Annotated in this window: 17 protein-coding genes; 5 read left to right on the top strand and 12 right to left on the bottom strand. The window is 59.9% G+C overall.

Annotated features, from left to right (window positions below; genetic code table 11):
* Positions 1 to 7 precede the first annotated feature (7 nt).
* The 9 genes from GGU46_RS18120 to murI all read right to left on the bottom strand — a co-directional run bounded on the left by GGU46_RS18120 (position 8) and on the right by murI (position 7897).
* A complete protein-coding gene (locus GGU46_RS18120; RefSeq protein ID WP_184094108.1) occupies positions 8 to 553 on the bottom strand; it encodes a hypothetical protein in 546 nt (181 codons plus the stop codon).
* Positions 554 to 790: 237 nt separating this feature from the next.
* On the bottom strand, positions 791 to 1759 hold the full coding sequence (locus tag GGU46_RS18115) for a hypothetical protein (RefSeq protein ID WP_183404982.1): 969 nt from the start codon (positions 1757 to 1759) through the stop codon (positions 791 to 793).
* 236 nt (positions 1760 to 1995) lie between these two features.
* A complete protein-coding gene (locus tag GGU46_RS18110) occupies positions 1996 to 3390 on the bottom strand; it encodes a CsgG/HfaB family protein (RefSeq protein ID WP_183404981.1) in 1395 nt (464 codons plus the stop codon).
* A gap of 19 nt (positions 3391 to 3409) precedes the next feature.
* Positions 3410 to 3835: a curli production assembly/transport component CsgF gene (locus GGU46_RS18105; protein ID WP_183404980.1), complete on the bottom strand. Its 426-nt coding sequence runs from the start codon at positions 3833 to 3835 to the stop codon at positions 3410 to 3412.
* A gap of 69 nt (positions 3836 to 3904) precedes the next feature.
* Positions 3905 to 4531, bottom strand: coding sequence for a CsgE family curli-type amyloid fiber assembly protein (locus GGU46_RS18100; protein ID WP_183404979.1), 627 nt, complete (start codon positions 4529 to 4531; stop codon positions 3905 to 3907).
* Positions 4532 to 4676: 145 nt separating this feature from the next.
* On the bottom strand, positions 4677 to 4922 hold the full coding sequence (locus GGU46_RS21915) for a hypothetical protein (protein ID WP_215906390.1): 246 nt from the start codon (positions 4920 to 4922) through the stop codon (positions 4677 to 4679).
* A 60-nt stretch (positions 4923 to 4982) separates the two neighbouring features.
* On the bottom strand, positions 4983 to 6167 hold the full coding sequence (locus GGU46_RS18095; RefSeq protein ID WP_183405094.1) for a glutathionylspermidine synthase family protein: 1185 nt from the start codon (positions 6165 to 6167) through the stop codon (positions 4983 to 4985).
* A gap of 60 nt (positions 6168 to 6227) precedes the next feature.
* Positions 6228 to 6920, bottom strand: a complete 693-nt coding sequence (locus GGU46_RS18090) for a hypothetical protein (protein WP_183404978.1) — start codon at positions 6918 to 6920, stop codon at positions 6228 to 6230.
* A gap of 146 nt (positions 6921 to 7066) precedes the next feature.
* A complete protein-coding gene (murI, locus tag GGU46_RS18085; RefSeq protein WP_183404977.1) occupies positions 7067 to 7897 on the bottom strand; it encodes a glutamate racemase in 831 nt (276 codons plus the stop codon).
* Positions 7898 to 8004: 107 nt separating this feature from the next.
* On the opposite strand from murI, the gene GGU46_RS18080 reads away from it, so the two are divergent.
* From GGU46_RS18080 to GGU46_RS18065, 4 genes are all read left to right on the top strand, one after another.
* Entirely contained in the window at positions 8005 to 8238 is a 234-nt protein-coding gene (locus GGU46_RS18080; protein ID WP_183404976.1) for a hypothetical protein, read from the top strand.
* A gap of 98 nt (positions 8239 to 8336) precedes the next feature.
* Positions 8337 to 9878 (top strand): hypothetical protein, encoded by a 1542-nt coding sequence (locus GGU46_RS18075; protein WP_215906389.1) that lies wholly within the window; start codon positions 8337 to 8339, stop codon positions 9876 to 9878.
* A 109-nt stretch (positions 9879 to 9987) separates the two neighbouring features.
* Complete coding sequence (locus GGU46_RS22660) at positions 9988 to 11886, top strand: ABC-F family ATP-binding cassette domain-containing protein (RefSeq protein WP_183404974.1); 1899 nt, start codon at positions 9988 to 9990, stop codon at positions 11884 to 11886.
* 167 nt (positions 11887 to 12053) lie between these two features.
* Positions 12054 to 12581, top strand: coding sequence for a DUF2911 domain-containing protein (locus GGU46_RS18065; RefSeq protein WP_183404973.1), 528 nt, complete (start codon positions 12054 to 12056; stop codon positions 12579 to 12581).
* Positions 12582 to 12655: 74 nt separating this feature from the next.
* Here GGU46_RS18065 and GGU46_RS18060 read toward each other — a convergent pair whose 3' ends face one another.
* The 3 genes from GGU46_RS18060 to GGU46_RS18050 form a co-directional block, all read right to left on the bottom strand.
* Positions 12656 to 13429, bottom strand: coding sequence for a hypothetical protein (locus GGU46_RS18060; protein ID WP_183404972.1), 774 nt, complete (start codon positions 13427 to 13429; stop codon positions 12656 to 12658).
* Between the two features lie 106 nt (positions 13430 to 13535).
* Positions 13536 to 13886: a DUF952 domain-containing protein gene (locus GGU46_RS18055; RefSeq protein WP_183404971.1), complete on the bottom strand. Its 351-nt coding sequence runs from the start codon at positions 13884 to 13886 to the stop codon at positions 13536 to 13538.
* Between the two features lie 88 nt (positions 13887 to 13974).
* Complete coding sequence (locus tag GGU46_RS18050; protein ID WP_183404970.1) at positions 13975 to 14361, bottom strand: hypothetical protein; 387 nt, start codon at positions 14359 to 14361, stop codon at positions 13975 to 13977.
* Positions 14362 to 14648: 287 nt separating this feature from the next.
* On the opposite strand from GGU46_RS18050, the gene hppD reads away from it, so the two are divergent.
* Positions 14649 to 15782 carry a 4-hydroxyphenylpyruvate dioxygenase gene (gene hppD, locus GGU46_RS18045; RefSeq protein ID WP_183404969.1) on the top strand — a complete coding sequence of 378 codons (1134 nt, stop codon included), beginning with the start codon at positions 14649 to 14651 and terminating at the stop codon, positions 15780 to 15782.
* Positions 15783 to 15923: the final 141 nt, after the last annotated feature.

Genomic DNA, 15923 nt, shown 5'->3' with positions numbered 1-15923 from the left:
CCCCGGCTTAGGGCTGGAAGGTTCTGACACCCTGCTCAATAGTGAGCCGAATGCCATTGCCTTGCATCTTGATATTGTACCCCGCCGGCGCGGCCGAACCGGTTTCGCGCTGGGTCAGCTCGTTGTTGCTACCCAGTTGCTGCACCGTGTACTGGCGGCCATCCACCCGCAACTCCTGCTCTACCTTGTTGTAGTCTCCCTCCTGCCGAATGGCCGATGAGGTGTTGCTGCCCACAATCAGGGAGTTAACGGAGTTAGCTACGCCGTTCTGAATAATTTCATACTGATTCAGCACGCCACTCTGCGAGGCGTTAATCACATTATTGACCCCACTCTGGCGCAGTATGGCTTCGTTGCTGGCTCCCACCTGCACCAAGGTAGTGCGGTTGGCAACCGGCAAGGCTGTGCTCTCCGTTGCCACCGGCTGGGCTCCTAATTGTTCAATCAGGACTTGCTCTGCACTCTTGCCTTCCTGGTTTTCACTCTGGGCTTGCGCCGAGAAGGACAGCAGTAGCGCAGGCGCTACCATAAGCCCACAGATACTTCGTTTCATGAGCAAACAGACTTAAATGAGAGAAGTAAATAAGAAGCGAATAGGTACGGTCGGGGCCCGGAAATAAGGGGCGGATATAATCCGACCTCATAAAGATAAGTTTAATTTTTTAATTAAAAAATACAAATAACAGATAGCTCTAAAAAACTGATAGCATCTCACAGACCGGAAGGTACCGCGAGATGCTACCAAGTAATTGGGCAGATGGGGAATGATCCGCCCCGGAAAAGTACGCTACTAGCGGTTCTGCGACACCACGCTCATGTTGTTGGTGCCCGACTGGGTTACGTAGCTCTGGTTGCCGGAAAGGCCCTGCAGAGTAGTAGCCTGGTTGCCCGAGCCCGACTGGGTTTGGGTAGCAATGTGTCCGCCCGTACCGTTCTGGCTGATGTAACCCGTGTTGCCCGGGGTTACAAAGAACCCAGCGCCGTCCTGATCCTGTATGGCCACGCTTCCGGTGCCCGACTGCTCAATCACCGCGTTGTGGTAGTCCAGACGCTGATTCTGCACACCGGTGTTGCCACTGCCGGTCTGGGCGATGGAGGCTGATGAGCGGTAGCTGCCACCACCGTTATTGCCCTGATCCTGATAAGCCTGGTTGCCGCTGGCACCGGCAGTCTGGCTGATGTTGGCCGTGTTTTCATTACCACGCTGAATCTGGCTGCCGATGTTGTTCGTACCGAGTTGCAGAATGTTGGCGCGGTTGTCTGAAGGGCTGCCGGGGTAGCCAGCGGCGGCCGTCTGGGTCTGGTAGGCCTGGTTCCCTTCGCTGGCGCTCTGGAAGATATCGGCCTGGTTGCGCGAGCCTTCCTGCGTTTGCACCGAGATGTTGCTGCCGCTCAGCTGCGTAGAGCTGGCGCGGTTGTCATTGCCCGACTGCGTCTGGTAGGCCTGGTTATTACCATCAATCGGCTTATTGTCGCCCTGCTTCACGTAGGCCGAGTTATTGGAGCCCGACTGGGTCTGGTAAGCCTGCTGGTCATTGTCGCGCTGGTCCGATACGGCAAGCTGGCTGGTACCCGACTGCGTCTGGTACGTTTTGTTGCGCAGGTCGGCCTGGGTGGTGTAGGCTTCGTTGGCGGAGCCAGTCTGCGTTACATATACACCGTGGTCGGTACCGGTCTGCGAAGAGGTTTGGATGTTGCCTTGAGCGAAAGCGCCACCAGTGGCCAACAGTGCAGCTACGAGGAAAGATACCTTTTTCATGGATTGGGGAATTGAGGTTGTTGGGAAGGGTGAGACTTTTTTAATAAACTCTTATTCCCTCCGGAGGAACAGTACAAATATATATTGAATAAGTTAAAAGTCAATAGTCAATTGAAAAGAATAGTTAAATTTTTTATTTATATAGTTACATACATCACTAACCGCTGTCTTTCAGTTCGTTGCAGAATTGAAATTGTACCCTGATGGTAAATTTCTATTGTCTCTTCAGTGTCTGGCTACTTTCCACTGGCTAGCTTGAGAGTACGACCAAAGTAGAAGGTTGCACCCAGGCGGGCCGTCCAGAAGTAGTCGTTGTATTTGCCCAGCTGAATCCCGTCGAGGTTGTCGGAGAAGTAGTAGCGCGCGTCGCTCCCCAGGCTGAGCCCTACCTTATCAGTCAGGAGCACTTCTACGCCGGCTCCGCCCAGTACGTGGGGTAGCACTCTGGCCCCTACACTTTGGTCGGCGCGCGTGGTGGCGCCGCCGCCCAGCAGCAGATAGGGGGTAAACCGGTCGCGCGGAAAAATGCGGTAGTGAGCGGCCAGCTCCGCATAGTTAAAGGTTTGCCGGAAATAGTCGCCGGCGCCCAACTCGAAGCGGCCCAGGTGAAAAACGGCGCCCAGCCTGGCGGCCGGGGTAGGCTGGTAGTGCACCGCCAGCTGGCCGTTGGCCCGCAGCTGGGAGTTTTTCAGGTCGCCGACGTAGCGCACCGTGGCCCCGCTAAGGCCAAGGCCCAGCTGCGCGCGCCGGTCGCGCTGCACGCGGCCCAGCACATCCATATCCTGGTTTTCATTCTTTTCCTGGAAATACTGGGTGATGCCAGCCCCGTTGCGCTCCGCCGGATTGCCCGGCACCCACAAATTGTCCCGGATTCCCTCGTACACCAACGCCTGCACCGACTTCTCAATGGCTTCCTTAACGGCCATTTCCGTGGGCTCATTATACGTAAAGCCGGTTTCGGTTTCGAGCAGGCGCTTGAAGTTTACAAACCGGAATAAGCTGGCATCTACCTGCTGCGAGAGAATGGTTTTGCTGGTGTACACCGTTTTCAAAATCTCGCCGGTGCTGGTGCTGATGGCCCGCAGGTACACCGTAACGCGGTCCTGCCGGTACTGGCCCGAAGCGCCGGCTCCGAAGTAGCGCAGGCCCGCCCCACCCGTTACCATGTTGGCATCGTAGGAAATAATACCACCTTCCAGGATTACGCCCGCAAACAGCAACGAGGGTAGCATGGGCTCTTTTTTGCCCGTCAGCTCCTGGTATTCGGCGCGGCTGGAGCGAATGATCTTGCGCTCATTGAGCAGGTTACCCAGGTTCTCGCGCTCAATGGGGTTAAACCACCGCGACTCTTCCAGGGCCCGCAGCAAAATGCTGGTGGCGCCCTGCGTAATGGCCGTAGAAAAGCTGGAACCGGCCTGCGAGGGTTTGTACTGGCCCGTCTGGTCCCGGAATTTGTACACGGCTACCACAATCCGGTCTTTGGGGGGGTCAGGCAACTGCTTCAGGTCGCTGATAGCGCGTACCTCCGCTCCTAGTCGGGCTTTTTCGGTGGTAAGGGGCTGGTGAAAGTAAGGGGCACAGCCTACCAGGCTCAGTAGCAGCGCGTAGCAGCCTGAGAGAAAAACTCGCATGATGGTGCTGGGTTAATGCTTACAGACTAGGAATAGTAATAGTCGTCTGGTTGCCGGTGTTAGCGTCAGTAATCTGAATACTAAAACCGCCGCCATTCGGCGTTACCGCAATCTGGTAGCTGCCTACCGTGTAGTTGCCCTCCTGCAATGTGTTGCCGTTACCGAACTTATTGCCCACCAGCTTCTGGGCCAGCTGCCCCAGAATCTGCTGGTTGAGGCTCTGCTCAAACTGCTTGAGCGGATCAACCTGGAAGGAGGTTTTCGCGGCGGCCGCGCTTGGGTCGTCAATCGAGTTTTGGGCCTGCGCGGCGCTCAGCAGCCAGGAGTAGTTGAAGGTGTTGCCGCCCCCGAAAGCCGGGTTTTTGGGTTCGTACACGAAATCCTGGGCGGAGGCAGCCGCTACGTGCAGAAACAAGCCGCAGATAAGTAAAAGTAGGTGCTTCATATAGGCGGGAAGGAAGGGTGAGTAGCAGAAAGAAGGCCGGACAGGACTTGGTGGCAGTGGAAAGGCGGGTTAGTACAGCTCCGTGCTGACCCGCTCGCCCCGTTCCAGCTGACGGCTCAGGTTGAGCTGCTGCACCAGGTAGTCCTGAACGTAGCCGATGGCTTCGCGGGCGGTTTCCTGAATGATGTCGTAATTGGGCTGAAGCGGGAATTCCAGCAAGTCGTTGTCGTTAACGCGCACCGTTACGAAAGTGGAGTTTGCCCGGCCGGGCTTCTCCCCAATGATGATGGTGTACTCCTTTACATCGGCCGGAGCTTCCCACTGACTATAGAACAAATCGTAGAAGTCGCGCCCGGGCTTGGTAATGGACTGGTCCATCACCAGCTCACTGGTTTCGGCGCCGGCGGCCACCTTGCGCCGGGCCGACTGCAGGGAATCGAGGCGCAGCAGCAGCCGCAGGTTTTCCTCCAGGTTGCGGGGCGACTCAGCCCCGGAGGTTGATTCGCGGGTTGGTACCTGCTCTCCGGACTTGCCGGTAGCATCGGCCCGGGCGGGCCGTTTGCGCTCGGCCTGGGCGTAGCTTTCGGACGCGAGGCACAACAGCAGAAGCAGGATACAGCCCAGGGCCATCATCCAGGGACGCCACCAAAAGATGGGCTGCGGTGGCTGAGACTGAGGCTTGGTAGCGGCGGCCATGCGCGTATCAGGTAAAAACCAAAAATGAACCGGGAGAAGAAGCTGAGTTAAGCTTAAAAAGCAGAACTCAGCAACAGAAATGAATTAGTGGCATAAATGTAAATATTTACAAAAATAATACAAGTAATAAATCTATTATTTGAATTTATTCATGTTGATATTTAACTAAATCAAAATAATTCAACTTCCGTTGTTTGTTGCTCTGGCAGTTCAATAATGCAAAAGCCCCCGCCAATAGTGGCAGGGGCTTTTCTGGAATTAACGCGAAGGCACCCAACTCCTTGCCCAGCCGGCACCAGCGGCCTCGCGGGAAGACATCCATGGAACCGGGCGCGGCCATTGGGCTGGACGGCAACTGTAAGAAGTGGCTACTTCCACCTGAAAGCGCCATGCAGCTAAGCCTGCCCACGCTACCCCCTCCCGGGCTTACAAGGCCCCACGCCGGCACAGCTTATGCCAGCACGTGCGGCACAAACTCCGAGAGGTTGGTTATAACCCCCGCTTCGCGTCGGAAGCCGATGGCGCAACCCTGCCCGGCCCAGAATACACCGGCCTGGTAGAGGCGGCCGGCCTCATCGTGCGGCAGCTCCGCAAAGCGCTGATAAATGACGGGCTGGGCAGCGTATTCGCCCGGCTCGGGAAGCACGGGGCCAGCCGCGCCACCAAGTTCGGCTACATCCTGGCCCTCGCGGCCCAGTACCGGCTTGCGCACCTGGTGCCCCACGAGTTCTGTGGCGGCCGTTTCCAGCAGCAGCGGGTGGTGCGGAAAACACCGCCAGAGCCAAGCCAGCATGCCTTTGCTTTGGAACAGCAGGGAGTAGGCCGGGTTGGCAATGATAACGTCACGGCTACGCAGCAGATCCGTCAGGTTGCGGGTGAGGTCGGGTTCCTCCTCGGCCAGCAGCTCCCAGGGCACCAGCTTGAACACAAACCCGAACCGCTGCCATTCCTCCGGTCCGGTCTGGGCCCATACCCCGCGCTCCTCACCCTGGGTGGCCACCTGCATATCATCTACGGGGCAGATGTGCACCTGCGCGAAGCCGGCCGTCAGGGCCGCTTCCATCACCACGGCGCAGTTGGTGGCGTCCTCGGCGCTACCGGGCAAATGCACCAGCAGCAGGCTGGGCTCCAGGTCTTCGTTCAGCATCAGCCACTGCCGCAGCTGCTCCTGCAGGCCCTCCACCAGGCCATTGGCCTGCCGGTCTTCGTCGGCCAGGCCGGCGGCTACCAGGCTGGCCCACTGCACCACGGCCGTTTCGGGCAGGCTGGTGGCCGTATCAGCGTTGAACTCCAGCAGCTTGGGGCCATCGGGGGTTTGGGCCAGGTCGAAGCGGCCGTACAGGTGCCAGTGCCGCTCGTCGTTCCAGGAGTGGCGCACGGCCTCCCACAGCACGCCGGGGATGGACAGCTCCCGCAGCAGCGCATCCGGAATGGGGTCCGGAATGGACTGCACCAGCAGGTCGTAGAGGGTATCAGCGGCCTGCAGCAGCTCATCGGCGGTGGCTTCGGGCAGCTGCACGGCTTCGCGGGCTACATAGTTCTGGCAGGCTTCTTCCACGGCCCACTCCCAGCCCAGGGCCCGCACGGCCGGCTCCACATTACCCGCAAGGGGTAGCAGCTTGATCTGATTCTGCATCAGCACACGAAAAACAGGTAAAGAAAATAACCAACGGTTTTTGCGGTAAGGGCCCGGGCCCTACCCCCCAAACCCGCGGCTACCCCCACGGCTCCCAAAACCAGAGCTGCGGCCCGAGCTGGGCGCGCTGCTGCGGATGGTGCTGCGGCCGTAGCCGGTGCTGCGCGTAACGGTGGTGCTGGGCCGGATGCCCGAGGATGCGGGGGAGGTGCGGCTACCCGAAAATCCTCGCCCGAAGAAGCCCCGCCCCTGCTCCCGCTCGTTAGCGACGCGGGCGCGCCAGCCGTTGTTTTGCTGAATCAGGCCGGGGTTGGCATAAGCGCCCACATTAGGCGTCAGGAAGCGGCCGGCCATATAGCCAATGCCTCCCCACATGAGCACGTCCATCATGCTGGTGCCGCCCACCCGGTTTTCCGGATTTACGCGGCTGTACTCCTGCATTTGCCGCTGCAGGGCCTGGCCCTGCAGGGTATCCACCTTACCATCAAAGTGCCGCAGCACGGCGGCTACCTCTTCTTTGCCGGCGGGCCGCTCGGCCGTGATTTTCCACTCGCCGGGCTTTACCTCGGTCATTTCCGTGATAACACCTTCGGAGTAGGAGTCGGCGGCACGACTCCAGTCGCCCTCCGTGGTCTGGGCCTGGTTGGCGGAATTGTCGGAGCAGGCGGGCAGCAGCAGGCCAAGGCTGGAAGCGGCGGCCACCAGCAGCACGTTGCGCCGCCAGTCGCGGAGGGGGTAGTAGGGTTTGTTCATGGCGAATGAGGTAGGGCTAAGGGTTAGAAAGCAGCCGGCAAGGTAGTAAGCCCCCACCGGACGCCGGACGGGTTGGGTGGGCCCGCGGCAGCTGGTAGCGGCCAGGGAAAAGCAGCCGCAGGTTTTGCCCCCACGGCCGCCCCGGCTTACTCCCAGAGGGGGTAGTGCTCCAGGTGCACTTGCTGCCCGAAGAAAATACGGGTGCTTTCCTCAAAAGATCGGGTAAAATCCGAGACGTAGAAATGATGTACCGGTGGCCCGCTGCCGGGCCGGGCGGCCAGGCCGTTCTCCGTCAGGTAGCGCTGCACGTGGGCGGCCACCACGTCGGAGGCATCCAGCACTTCTTTTTGCCCCTGATAGAAGGCGGCAATCTGCTGCTTGATGAGGGGGTAGTGGGTGCAGGCCAGTACCAGGGCCTCGATGTCCTCCAGGGCCGGGTTCGACAGGTAGGTTTCGATGACGTTGCCGGCAATAGAGTTATCAAAAAAGCCTTCCTCAATCATGGGGGCCAGCAGGGGCGTAGCCAGGCTCCGAAGCTGCACGCCCGCATCAAGATCATCTATTTTCTTGCGGTACACGTTGCTGTTGACCGTTTGCTTGGTCCCGATCAGGCCCACTACGCGGCCCGCGTACTGCTGCCCGACGTGCGCCACGATGGGGTCGATAACGTTGAGCACCCGCGCCTTGGAGCCTACGTACTCGCGCACCAGCTCGTAGGCCGCTGCTGAGGCGGAGTTGCAGGCAATCAGAATCACTTTGCACTGCTGCTTAAGCAGCAGGTCGCAGATTTTGACCGCGTAAGCCTGAATGGCGGCCGTGCTTTTGTCGCCGTAGGGCAGGTGGGCCGTGTCGCCGAAGTACACCAGGCGCTCGTGGGGCAGCACGCGGCTGACGGCCCGGGCCACGGTGAGGCCCCCGATGCCGCTGTCGAAAACACCGATGGGGCGCGTGGTCAGGTCAGAAGAAAGTAATGCCATAGCGCGGCGAAGGTACGAGGGTTGAGCAGGGAAGAATACGCGGCGGGCAGCAGCACAATCCTGACAAGTTTATATATTTCCTGCCATCACCCGTCCTGTCCTGAGCTATGAGTAGAATTCTGGAAGAAATTGACCAGGCCCTGGCCACCTTCGACTCCAGCCAAGGCCGCCCCGTTGCGATTGAGCTGGGCGAACGAAAATACACTCAGCTGGTGCTCGATGTGGCTCACCTGTACGCCGATGGCGGCACTTTAACCCACAACACCGGCCGTCCTCTGGCCTACCGGGGCCTGGAAATCCTGCGCGACGACACCAACCGCGACCGGGTGCGCGTGATATAGCCGCCCGGGCTGCTTTCCGGTGGCGGCCGGCTCTTCCCTTGGCGCTGACTGCGCATCTTTGGGCTTTCTTTGCCGCTCCCGCGCCAGGTAGCGGCCCGATGGTACTGCGTATGCCCAATGTGTTTGCCCCGGCCCGTTTTGGGCGGGGCTGGTGGCTCTGGCCGGGGCTACCCTTGCTCGTTATTCTGCTTATTCGGCTAGGCGCTCTGCAGGCGGGCGGCGCCCTGGCTTTCCCCGATGAAGAACGGCATCTGAAGTCCGTGGAAGCCGTAGAGGCCATTTTCCGGGGTGATGTGGAACGGCTTTGCCTGCACCTAGCCAACACCCAGGGCCGCCCCGCCGATGCGCTGTTGCGCCTGCCCGTGGCCCTGGTGCAGGTAGGGCTGCACCGCTTCTGGCAGATTCCCCCTGCTTCCCCTACCTCCCTGCTGGTGCCGCAACTCCTGAACTGGGTGGTGCTGCTGCTGAACATGGCGCTGCTGTGGCGGCTGGCCCGACGCTGGCTGCCCGCCGCTACGGCCTCGGTGGTGCTGGTGGTGTACTCGGCCCTGAGTAGCACCCAGCTGTACGTGCGCCACCTGCTGCCTTATGATACGGCCCTGGGCGTAGTGCTCCTGGCACTGGTGCTGCTGTCAGCCCCGGCCGCCGCGGTCCGCAGCCCCTGGCGTAGCGGATTGTTGGCCGGGGGGCTGGGTTTGCTGGCATTTGCCGTGTATCCCGGCTACTATTTCGCGCCTTTGCTGCCGGGGGCGCTGCTGTTGGCTAGCCTGCCCCTGGCCGCCTGGAAACGGGCTCTTCTGGGGTTCGGAACGGGCGCGGGGGTAGTAGTGGTGCCCCTGGAAGTGCTGACCCGCTTCGGGCATATTTCCTACCTGCGCACCTTGCAGCACCTGCCCGCCACCGTCATTCAGGGCGACTTTTCCGAAGGCTTCTCCTTTCTGCCCCGCTACCTCTGGCAGGTAGAGGGCCTGACGGGCGCCCTGCTGCTGCTGGCGGCCTTGCCGGGCCTGTGGGCGCTGCTTTTCCGCTACGCCAGGCCGGTTACGCGCGTGGTGGCGGCAGTGCCCATAGCAGCTTGGCTGGGCCACGCCTGCCTGGGCTACTTTGCGCACACCCTGGTGTTCTACGGGCGGATAGCTCACTTTTTTTTGCCGTTTCTGGCCTTGTACGCCGGCTCCGCCCTGCAGCTGATCCGCCCCCGCCGGCTGCAGCAACTGACGGCGGCGGGGCTGGTTGCGGCCGCCTTCTGGGGGTTAGCCCGCTTTGTACCGACCTACTTCGCGCTGGCTTACCCGCGCGATGTGCTGGCCGCCTATCCGGGGGTAGCTCCCGGCCGCCTGCGCTACCTGAACGAGGGCGGCCTCAACGCAACCCTTAATTACGCTGTACCTCCCGGCAGGCCCCAGACAGGCTCTGCCCTTCCCGATTCGCTGGTGCTGGTGAACTGCACGTTTCTGTATCCGTTGTTGAGCCCCGACTGCCAGCCCGTGCGGCTGCCAGCGGCGCACCAGCCCGTGCTCGACGCTCCCCACTTCCTGACGTTGCCGGCCTACGGGTTCGAAGGTTTCAGTCCGGCCATGCGGGAGCAGCTTCAGCGGTGTGGCTTCCGGTGCCGGGTGTATAAGGTGGTGAAATTGTGAAGTGATGAATTTGCTGTTCAGCATGCGCAAATGCCGCAATTCGGCCCGCTAGAACAGCAAACTCACAATTTCACGAATTCACCACTTCCCCAACTCGTACCTTTGCGGTATGAATCTGCTTTCTGCTGAGAATCTTTCGAAAAATTACGCCGACCGGTGGCTGTTCCGGGAGTTAAACTTTGGGCTGCAACAGGGGCAGCGCGTGGCCTTGGTGGGCATCAACGGCTCGGGCAAAACCACCTTGCTGCGTATTCTGGCCGGCTTGGAGCCGCCGGATACGGGCGAGGTGAGCGTGCGCAAAGACATCCGGGTGTCCTTTCTGGGGCAGCAGCCGGTGTTCGATGAGTCGCTGAATGTAGAGCAAACCATTTTCGCCAGCCAAAACGATACCCTGGCCGCTATCCGCGACTACGAGCACGTGGTGAATGACCCCAACCACTCCCCCGCCGACCTGCAGCGGGTAATGGAGCTGATGGATACTTACAACGCCTGGGACTACGACGCGCAGGTAAAGCAAATTCTGGGGCGCCTGGGCATTCTGGGCGACTTACTAGAGCGGCCCGTGAGCAAGCTTTCAGGCGGGCAGCGCAAACGCGTGGCCCTGGCCCGCGTGCTGATTGAGGAACCCGATGTACTCATCCTCGACGAGCCCACCAACCACCTGGACCTGGCCACCATTGAGTGGCTGGAAAACCGGCTGGCCTCCCCTACCCTTACCCTGCTGATGGTAACCCACGACCGGTACTTCCTGGACAAGGTGGCCAACGAAATTGTGGAGCTGGACCAGGGCCGCGTGCACCGCTACCAGGGCAACTACTCCTATTTCGTGGAAAAGAAATCGGAGCGGGAGCAGATGGAAACCGCCGAGGTGGAAAAGGCCCGCAACCTGCTGCGCAAGGAGCTGGAGTGGATGCGCCGCCAGCCCCAGGCCCGCGGCACCAAGCAAAAAGCCCGCATCGACGCTTTCTACGAAACCCAGGAGAAAGCCAAGGGCCGCGTAAAAGGCCCCGAAATGGAGCTGTCGGTGAAAACCACGCGCCAGGGCGGCAAAATCATTGAGGTGGAGCACCTGCACAAGCAGTTTGGGGGCAAGGTGGTGCTGAATGATTTCAGCTACGTGTTCAAGAAAAAGGACCGGATTGGTCTGGTGGGCCCCAACGGTGCCGGCAAATCCACCCTGCTGAACATGCTCACGGGCAAGCTCGCGCCCGACTCGGGGGTAGTGGATGCCGGCCAGACTACAGTGTTCGGCTACTATACCCAGACGGAGCTGGACTTCGACCCTTCGCAGCGCGTGATTGACATTGTGAAGGAGGTAGCGGAAGTGGTAGAAATGGCCGACGGCAGCAGCGTGACGGCCTCGCAGTTTCTGCAGCACTTCCAATTTCCGCCGGCCCAGCAGTACACGCTGGTTAGTAAGCTCAGCGGGGGCGAAAAGCGTCGGTTGCAGCTGCTGCGCGTGCTCATCAAGAATCCGAACTTCCTGATTCTCGACGAACCGACCAACGACCTCGATATCATCACGCTCAACATTCTGGAAGATTTCCTGCTCAACTTCCAGGGCTGCCTGATTATCGTGTCGCACGACCGGTACTTTATGGATGCGCTGGTGGAGCAGGTGTTTGCCCTGGAGCCGGGCGGCAACATCCGGCAGTTTCCCGGCAACTACACCGACTACCGCGAGTGGCAGAAGGAGCAGGACGCCGAAACGGCGGCCCGTCCGCCCAAGGGCACGGTTTCGGCCGCGCCGGTAGCCGCGCCCCCTACCCCCACGGCGGCGCCCAACCCGGCCAAGCGCAAGGCTACCTTCGCGGAGAAGAAGGAATACGAAACGCTGGAAAAAGAGCTGGAGCAGCTGGAAACCCTGAAGCAGCAGCTCATCGAGAAGCTCAACTCCGGCACCGGCTCCCACCAGGAGCTGGCCGACTGGGCCGCCCAGCTGAAGCGCACCGATGCCGACCTGGACAGCAAAGGCGAGCGGTGGCTGGAGCTGGCCGAGTTCGTGTAGGGCTCCGCTAAAACCCGATGAGAAAATACCGAATGCCCGGCCGAAGCAATGCTTTTGCCGGGCATTTGGGCGTTTGGGTGGGGTAGGGTTTGGCTGGTCTTCTAACTTAATGCAGCCGAGCCGGTTTAGCGGCTGTCTGTTTCTTCCATCATCACATTTCCTACCCCATGAAATCAATTCGCACGTTCTCTTTTCTACTGCTCCTGAGCCTGCTGTGGGCTCACACCTCCTTCGCCCAGGGCCAGGACGACCCAGCCAAGCGGCCCAGCCCACCCGCTACGGCTACCGGCAAAATTGGCAAGGCCAACGTAACCGTAGCCTACAGCAGCCCTTCGGTGAAAGGCCGCACCATTTGGGGCTCGCCGCTGGTGCCCTACGGCCAGGTGTGGCGCGCAGGCGCCAACGAGGCCACCACCTTCACCACCGACCAACCCCTGAAAGTAGAAGGCAAAACCCTGCCGGCCGGCACTTACAGCCTGTTCACCATCCCGACGGAAAACCAGTGGACGGTCATCTTCAACAAAACCGCCCAGCAGTGGGGCGCTTATAAGTACGATGAGAAGCAGGACGCCCTGCGCGTAACCGCTACCCCCCGCAAAGCCGCCAACCTGCAGGAAAAGCTGGTGTACGAGGTAACGCCCAAGGGCCTGGTGCTGCGCTGGGAAAACCTGGAGCTGCCCGTGTCTATGAAGTAGGCGCCTCCTTCTACGTGCAAAACAGCCCCGTTCTACCTTGGTAGGCGGGGCTGTTTGCATTAAGAAACAGGAAGCTACTTGCGTGAAGGGGTAGCTTGGGTGAAGTCAAACTGCACCGGGCGTTCATCAAAGAACACCACCAGCCGCAGCCGCTGGGCGTAGTCTCGGCGCGGAAAATGCACCTGCCCTACCGCCCGCTGGCCAGGCTCCAGGGTGGTTTTGCGCAGCACCGTGGCCTTCAGGCTCTGCTGCTGACTGTACAGCTGATCGGCTTGCTGGGCGTGTTGTTCGCGCTGCTCCTCGAAGTAGGCATCGTCGCTCTGGTGGCGAGAGTCGCGCTCAGCAACCTGCTCGGCGGTTTCCTTCTTTTTGATGCTGGCTACATCTTCGGCAATGTGGGTAGCGGTGGTCAGAATCTCAAACCAGCTTACGTTGGTTGCTTTAGCAGCTTGTTTATCCAGCTTGGCGGCCAGCTGTTGCAACTGCACTTCCGGATCCAGAGCCGGCACCCGGCTCTCGAAGATACCCTTGGCCAACTGCTTCTCTGCCACCGTATCGGGGGGCAGCATGAGGTAGTAGAAGGTTGCGGGCGCTACCTGAATGGGTCGGTCGGAGTAGTTGCTGATTTCCGTTTCAAACACCAATGCCGTTGGCTCGTAGCGAATAAAGCCTACGCGCACCTGCACGCTGTCGGGGTGCTGGGTCAGGCTGGTAGGGTGGCCGTTCACCCAGGGGCCATCGGGCCGGGCGGGCGTTAGGCTCAGAAAGGAGGTGGCCGTGCAGGCCGTTAGGCTGGCCGCTACCACAGCAGGTAGCACCAAGCGGATAAGCGTAGATAAAGTAGCCATTGAAGTCAATAAGCAAAGTAGTTGGAGTAGTGGCAGCCCGGCCAGTCTGTGTACAATTAGGCCGTACCTATATAGTATATATCCTAAGCAATAATAATTCCAACTCTTATCCCGCTAGCTCCGGCGGCAGCTGAAACTCGCCCGCCGCGTCAGCGCCCAGGGGCCATACCCGCCGGATAGCCTGAAGCGGCACCGGCCCAAATACATGCGCGAAATGCTGCTGCCGGCTCTCTACCCACTCCCGCTCTACGCGCACCCCAGCTGCTGCCAGAACGTCTTCATCCCACTCCAATAGCCACAAATCCGCGCGCCCGGGGTAGTAGCGCCGGGCGGTTTCCAGAATCTGGTGCTGCTCGGAGCTATGGATGAAGCCTTCCGCGGTCAGGTCGGGGCTGGCGAAAAAGCCGGTTTGCTGGGCCTGCTCCCAATCGGTGGGTTCGGCAATGCGGTAGAGCATGGTCGTTATTCAGAAAAGAGAAACAGGCCGTTTGGCATCACGCACCGGTGATACCAAACGACCTGTTTTTGGGTACGGGTGGTGCCGTTTAGGCTTTCCAAACCTCTTCCTGCACGGCTTTGCCCACCGTGAGCACCAGGCGCGTGGGGTTAGGTACCAGCGTCAGGCGGGCTTCTTTGCCGGAGTATTTCTCGGAGTCAATCCAGACGCCTTCCTTCGGCGTAGGCTTGCCGCTGGTATTCACGGGAAGGTAGGCGGTCGGGAGCAGCACATCGGTGTCGGAGCCCAGGGCATCGTGCACTTTCTCCAGGGCCGCCTCCAGGAAGGAGCCATATTCTTCGTTGAAATCGTCTTCCAGGTCGTGCAGCTCTTCCTCTACGTCATCGTAGCGGGCATCATCATAGGTGAGGGTCTGCAACTCGGCTTTCTTCTCGATGAGGGCCACGAGGGCGCGGTTTAGCTCTTCCGAATTCATAAGCGTAAAGCAATGGGTTATGGCTACAAAGGTGAAGAGGATTTAGCAGTTTCGTATGCCTTCTCCGCCTTTTGGCTCAATTCTACGAAGAATGATCCATCCGCGTCTAAGCCGCCCGGCTGATCTGCTGTTGCCAAGTCAGTAAGCGCACCTTGGGTGTTGGCCTTTGGCCCTTGTGCAGGGGGTAGGAAGCGGGAAACAAACCCAGCAAGGGGCCGGGCATGATTTAGCCTAAACCTGTATTTTTACCCAGGCAATCCACTTACCCCACCCTACCCCCTCCGCCCATGGAAACCATGACTTCACCGGCCGTGCAGGCCCAGCCCGCCCACGATTTTCTGCCCCTCAATGGCACTGACTACATCGAGTTCTACGTGGGCAACGCCAAGCAATCAGCCTACTACTACCAGGCCGCGTTTGGCTTTGAGCTGGTGGCTTACGCCGGCCCCGAAACCGGGGTGCGCGACCGGGCCAGCTACGTGCTGCAGCAGAATAAAATCCGCTTTGTACTGACCACTTCCCTGCTGCCCGACTCCGACATCACGCGCCACGTAGCCCAGCACGGCGACGGGGTGAAGGTGATGGCCCTGTGGGTGGACGACGCCCGCAAATCCTTCGAGGAAACCACCAAGCGCGGGGCCAAGCCGGCCTTCGAGCCGTATACTATTGAGGATGAAAACGGCTCGGTAACGCTGGCGGGCATTTATACCTACGGCGAAACCATTCACACCTTCGTGGAGCGCAGCAACTACCGCGGCGCCTTCATGCCGGGCTTCGTAGCCAAAACCGGTACCGTGCCCCAGGGCGAGGTAGTAGGGTTGCTGCACGTGGACCACTGCGTGGGTAACGTAGGCTGGGGCGAGATGAACCAGTGGGTGAAGTTCTACGAGGACGTCATGGGCTTCAAGCTGCTGCTGACCTTCGACGACGATGACATCAGCACGGAGTATTCGGCCTTGATGAGCAAGGTGGTCAGCAATGGCAACGGCTACGTGAAGTTCCCCATCAACGAGCCCGCTGAAGGCAAGAAAAAGTCGCAGATTGAGGAGTACCTCGACTACTACCACTCGCCCGGCGTGCAGCACATTGCCATTGCCACCAAGGACATCCGGGCCACCGTGACGGAGCTGCGCCGCCGCGGCGTGGAGTTCCTGACCGTGCCGGCTACCTACTACGAGGACCTGCTGGAGCGCATCGGGGCTATTGATGAGGACCTGGAAAGCATCAAGGCCCTGAACCTGCTGGTGGACCGCGACGAGGAAGGCTACCTGCTGCAGATCTTCACCAAGCCCGTGGAAGACCGCCCCACGGTGTTCTATGAAATCATCCAGCGCAAAGGCGCCAAGAGCTTCGGCAAAGGCAATTTCAAGGCGCTGTTCGAAGCCATTGAACGGGAGCAGGCCCTGCGCGGCAATCTATAAACCGTTGGTTTGAGTAAAACAAAGGCCCGACGCTGCTAGCAGCATCGGGCCTTTTACTTATCTACCAGAACGTCCTGTCGAGCTTGTCGAGACATCTCGCACGCTGATGTTGAGGTAGTAATTCAGACGTCAGCACGCGAG

This window comes from Hymenobacter latericoloratus, from assembly GCF_014199535.1.
Classification (GTDB): domain Bacteria; phylum Bacteroidota; class Bacteroidia; order Cytophagales; family Hymenobacteraceae; genus Hymenobacter; species Hymenobacter latericoloratus.
The sequence above is the reverse complement of the archived record's forward strand: the minus strand, read 5'-3'. Positions and strand labels throughout refer to the sequence as shown.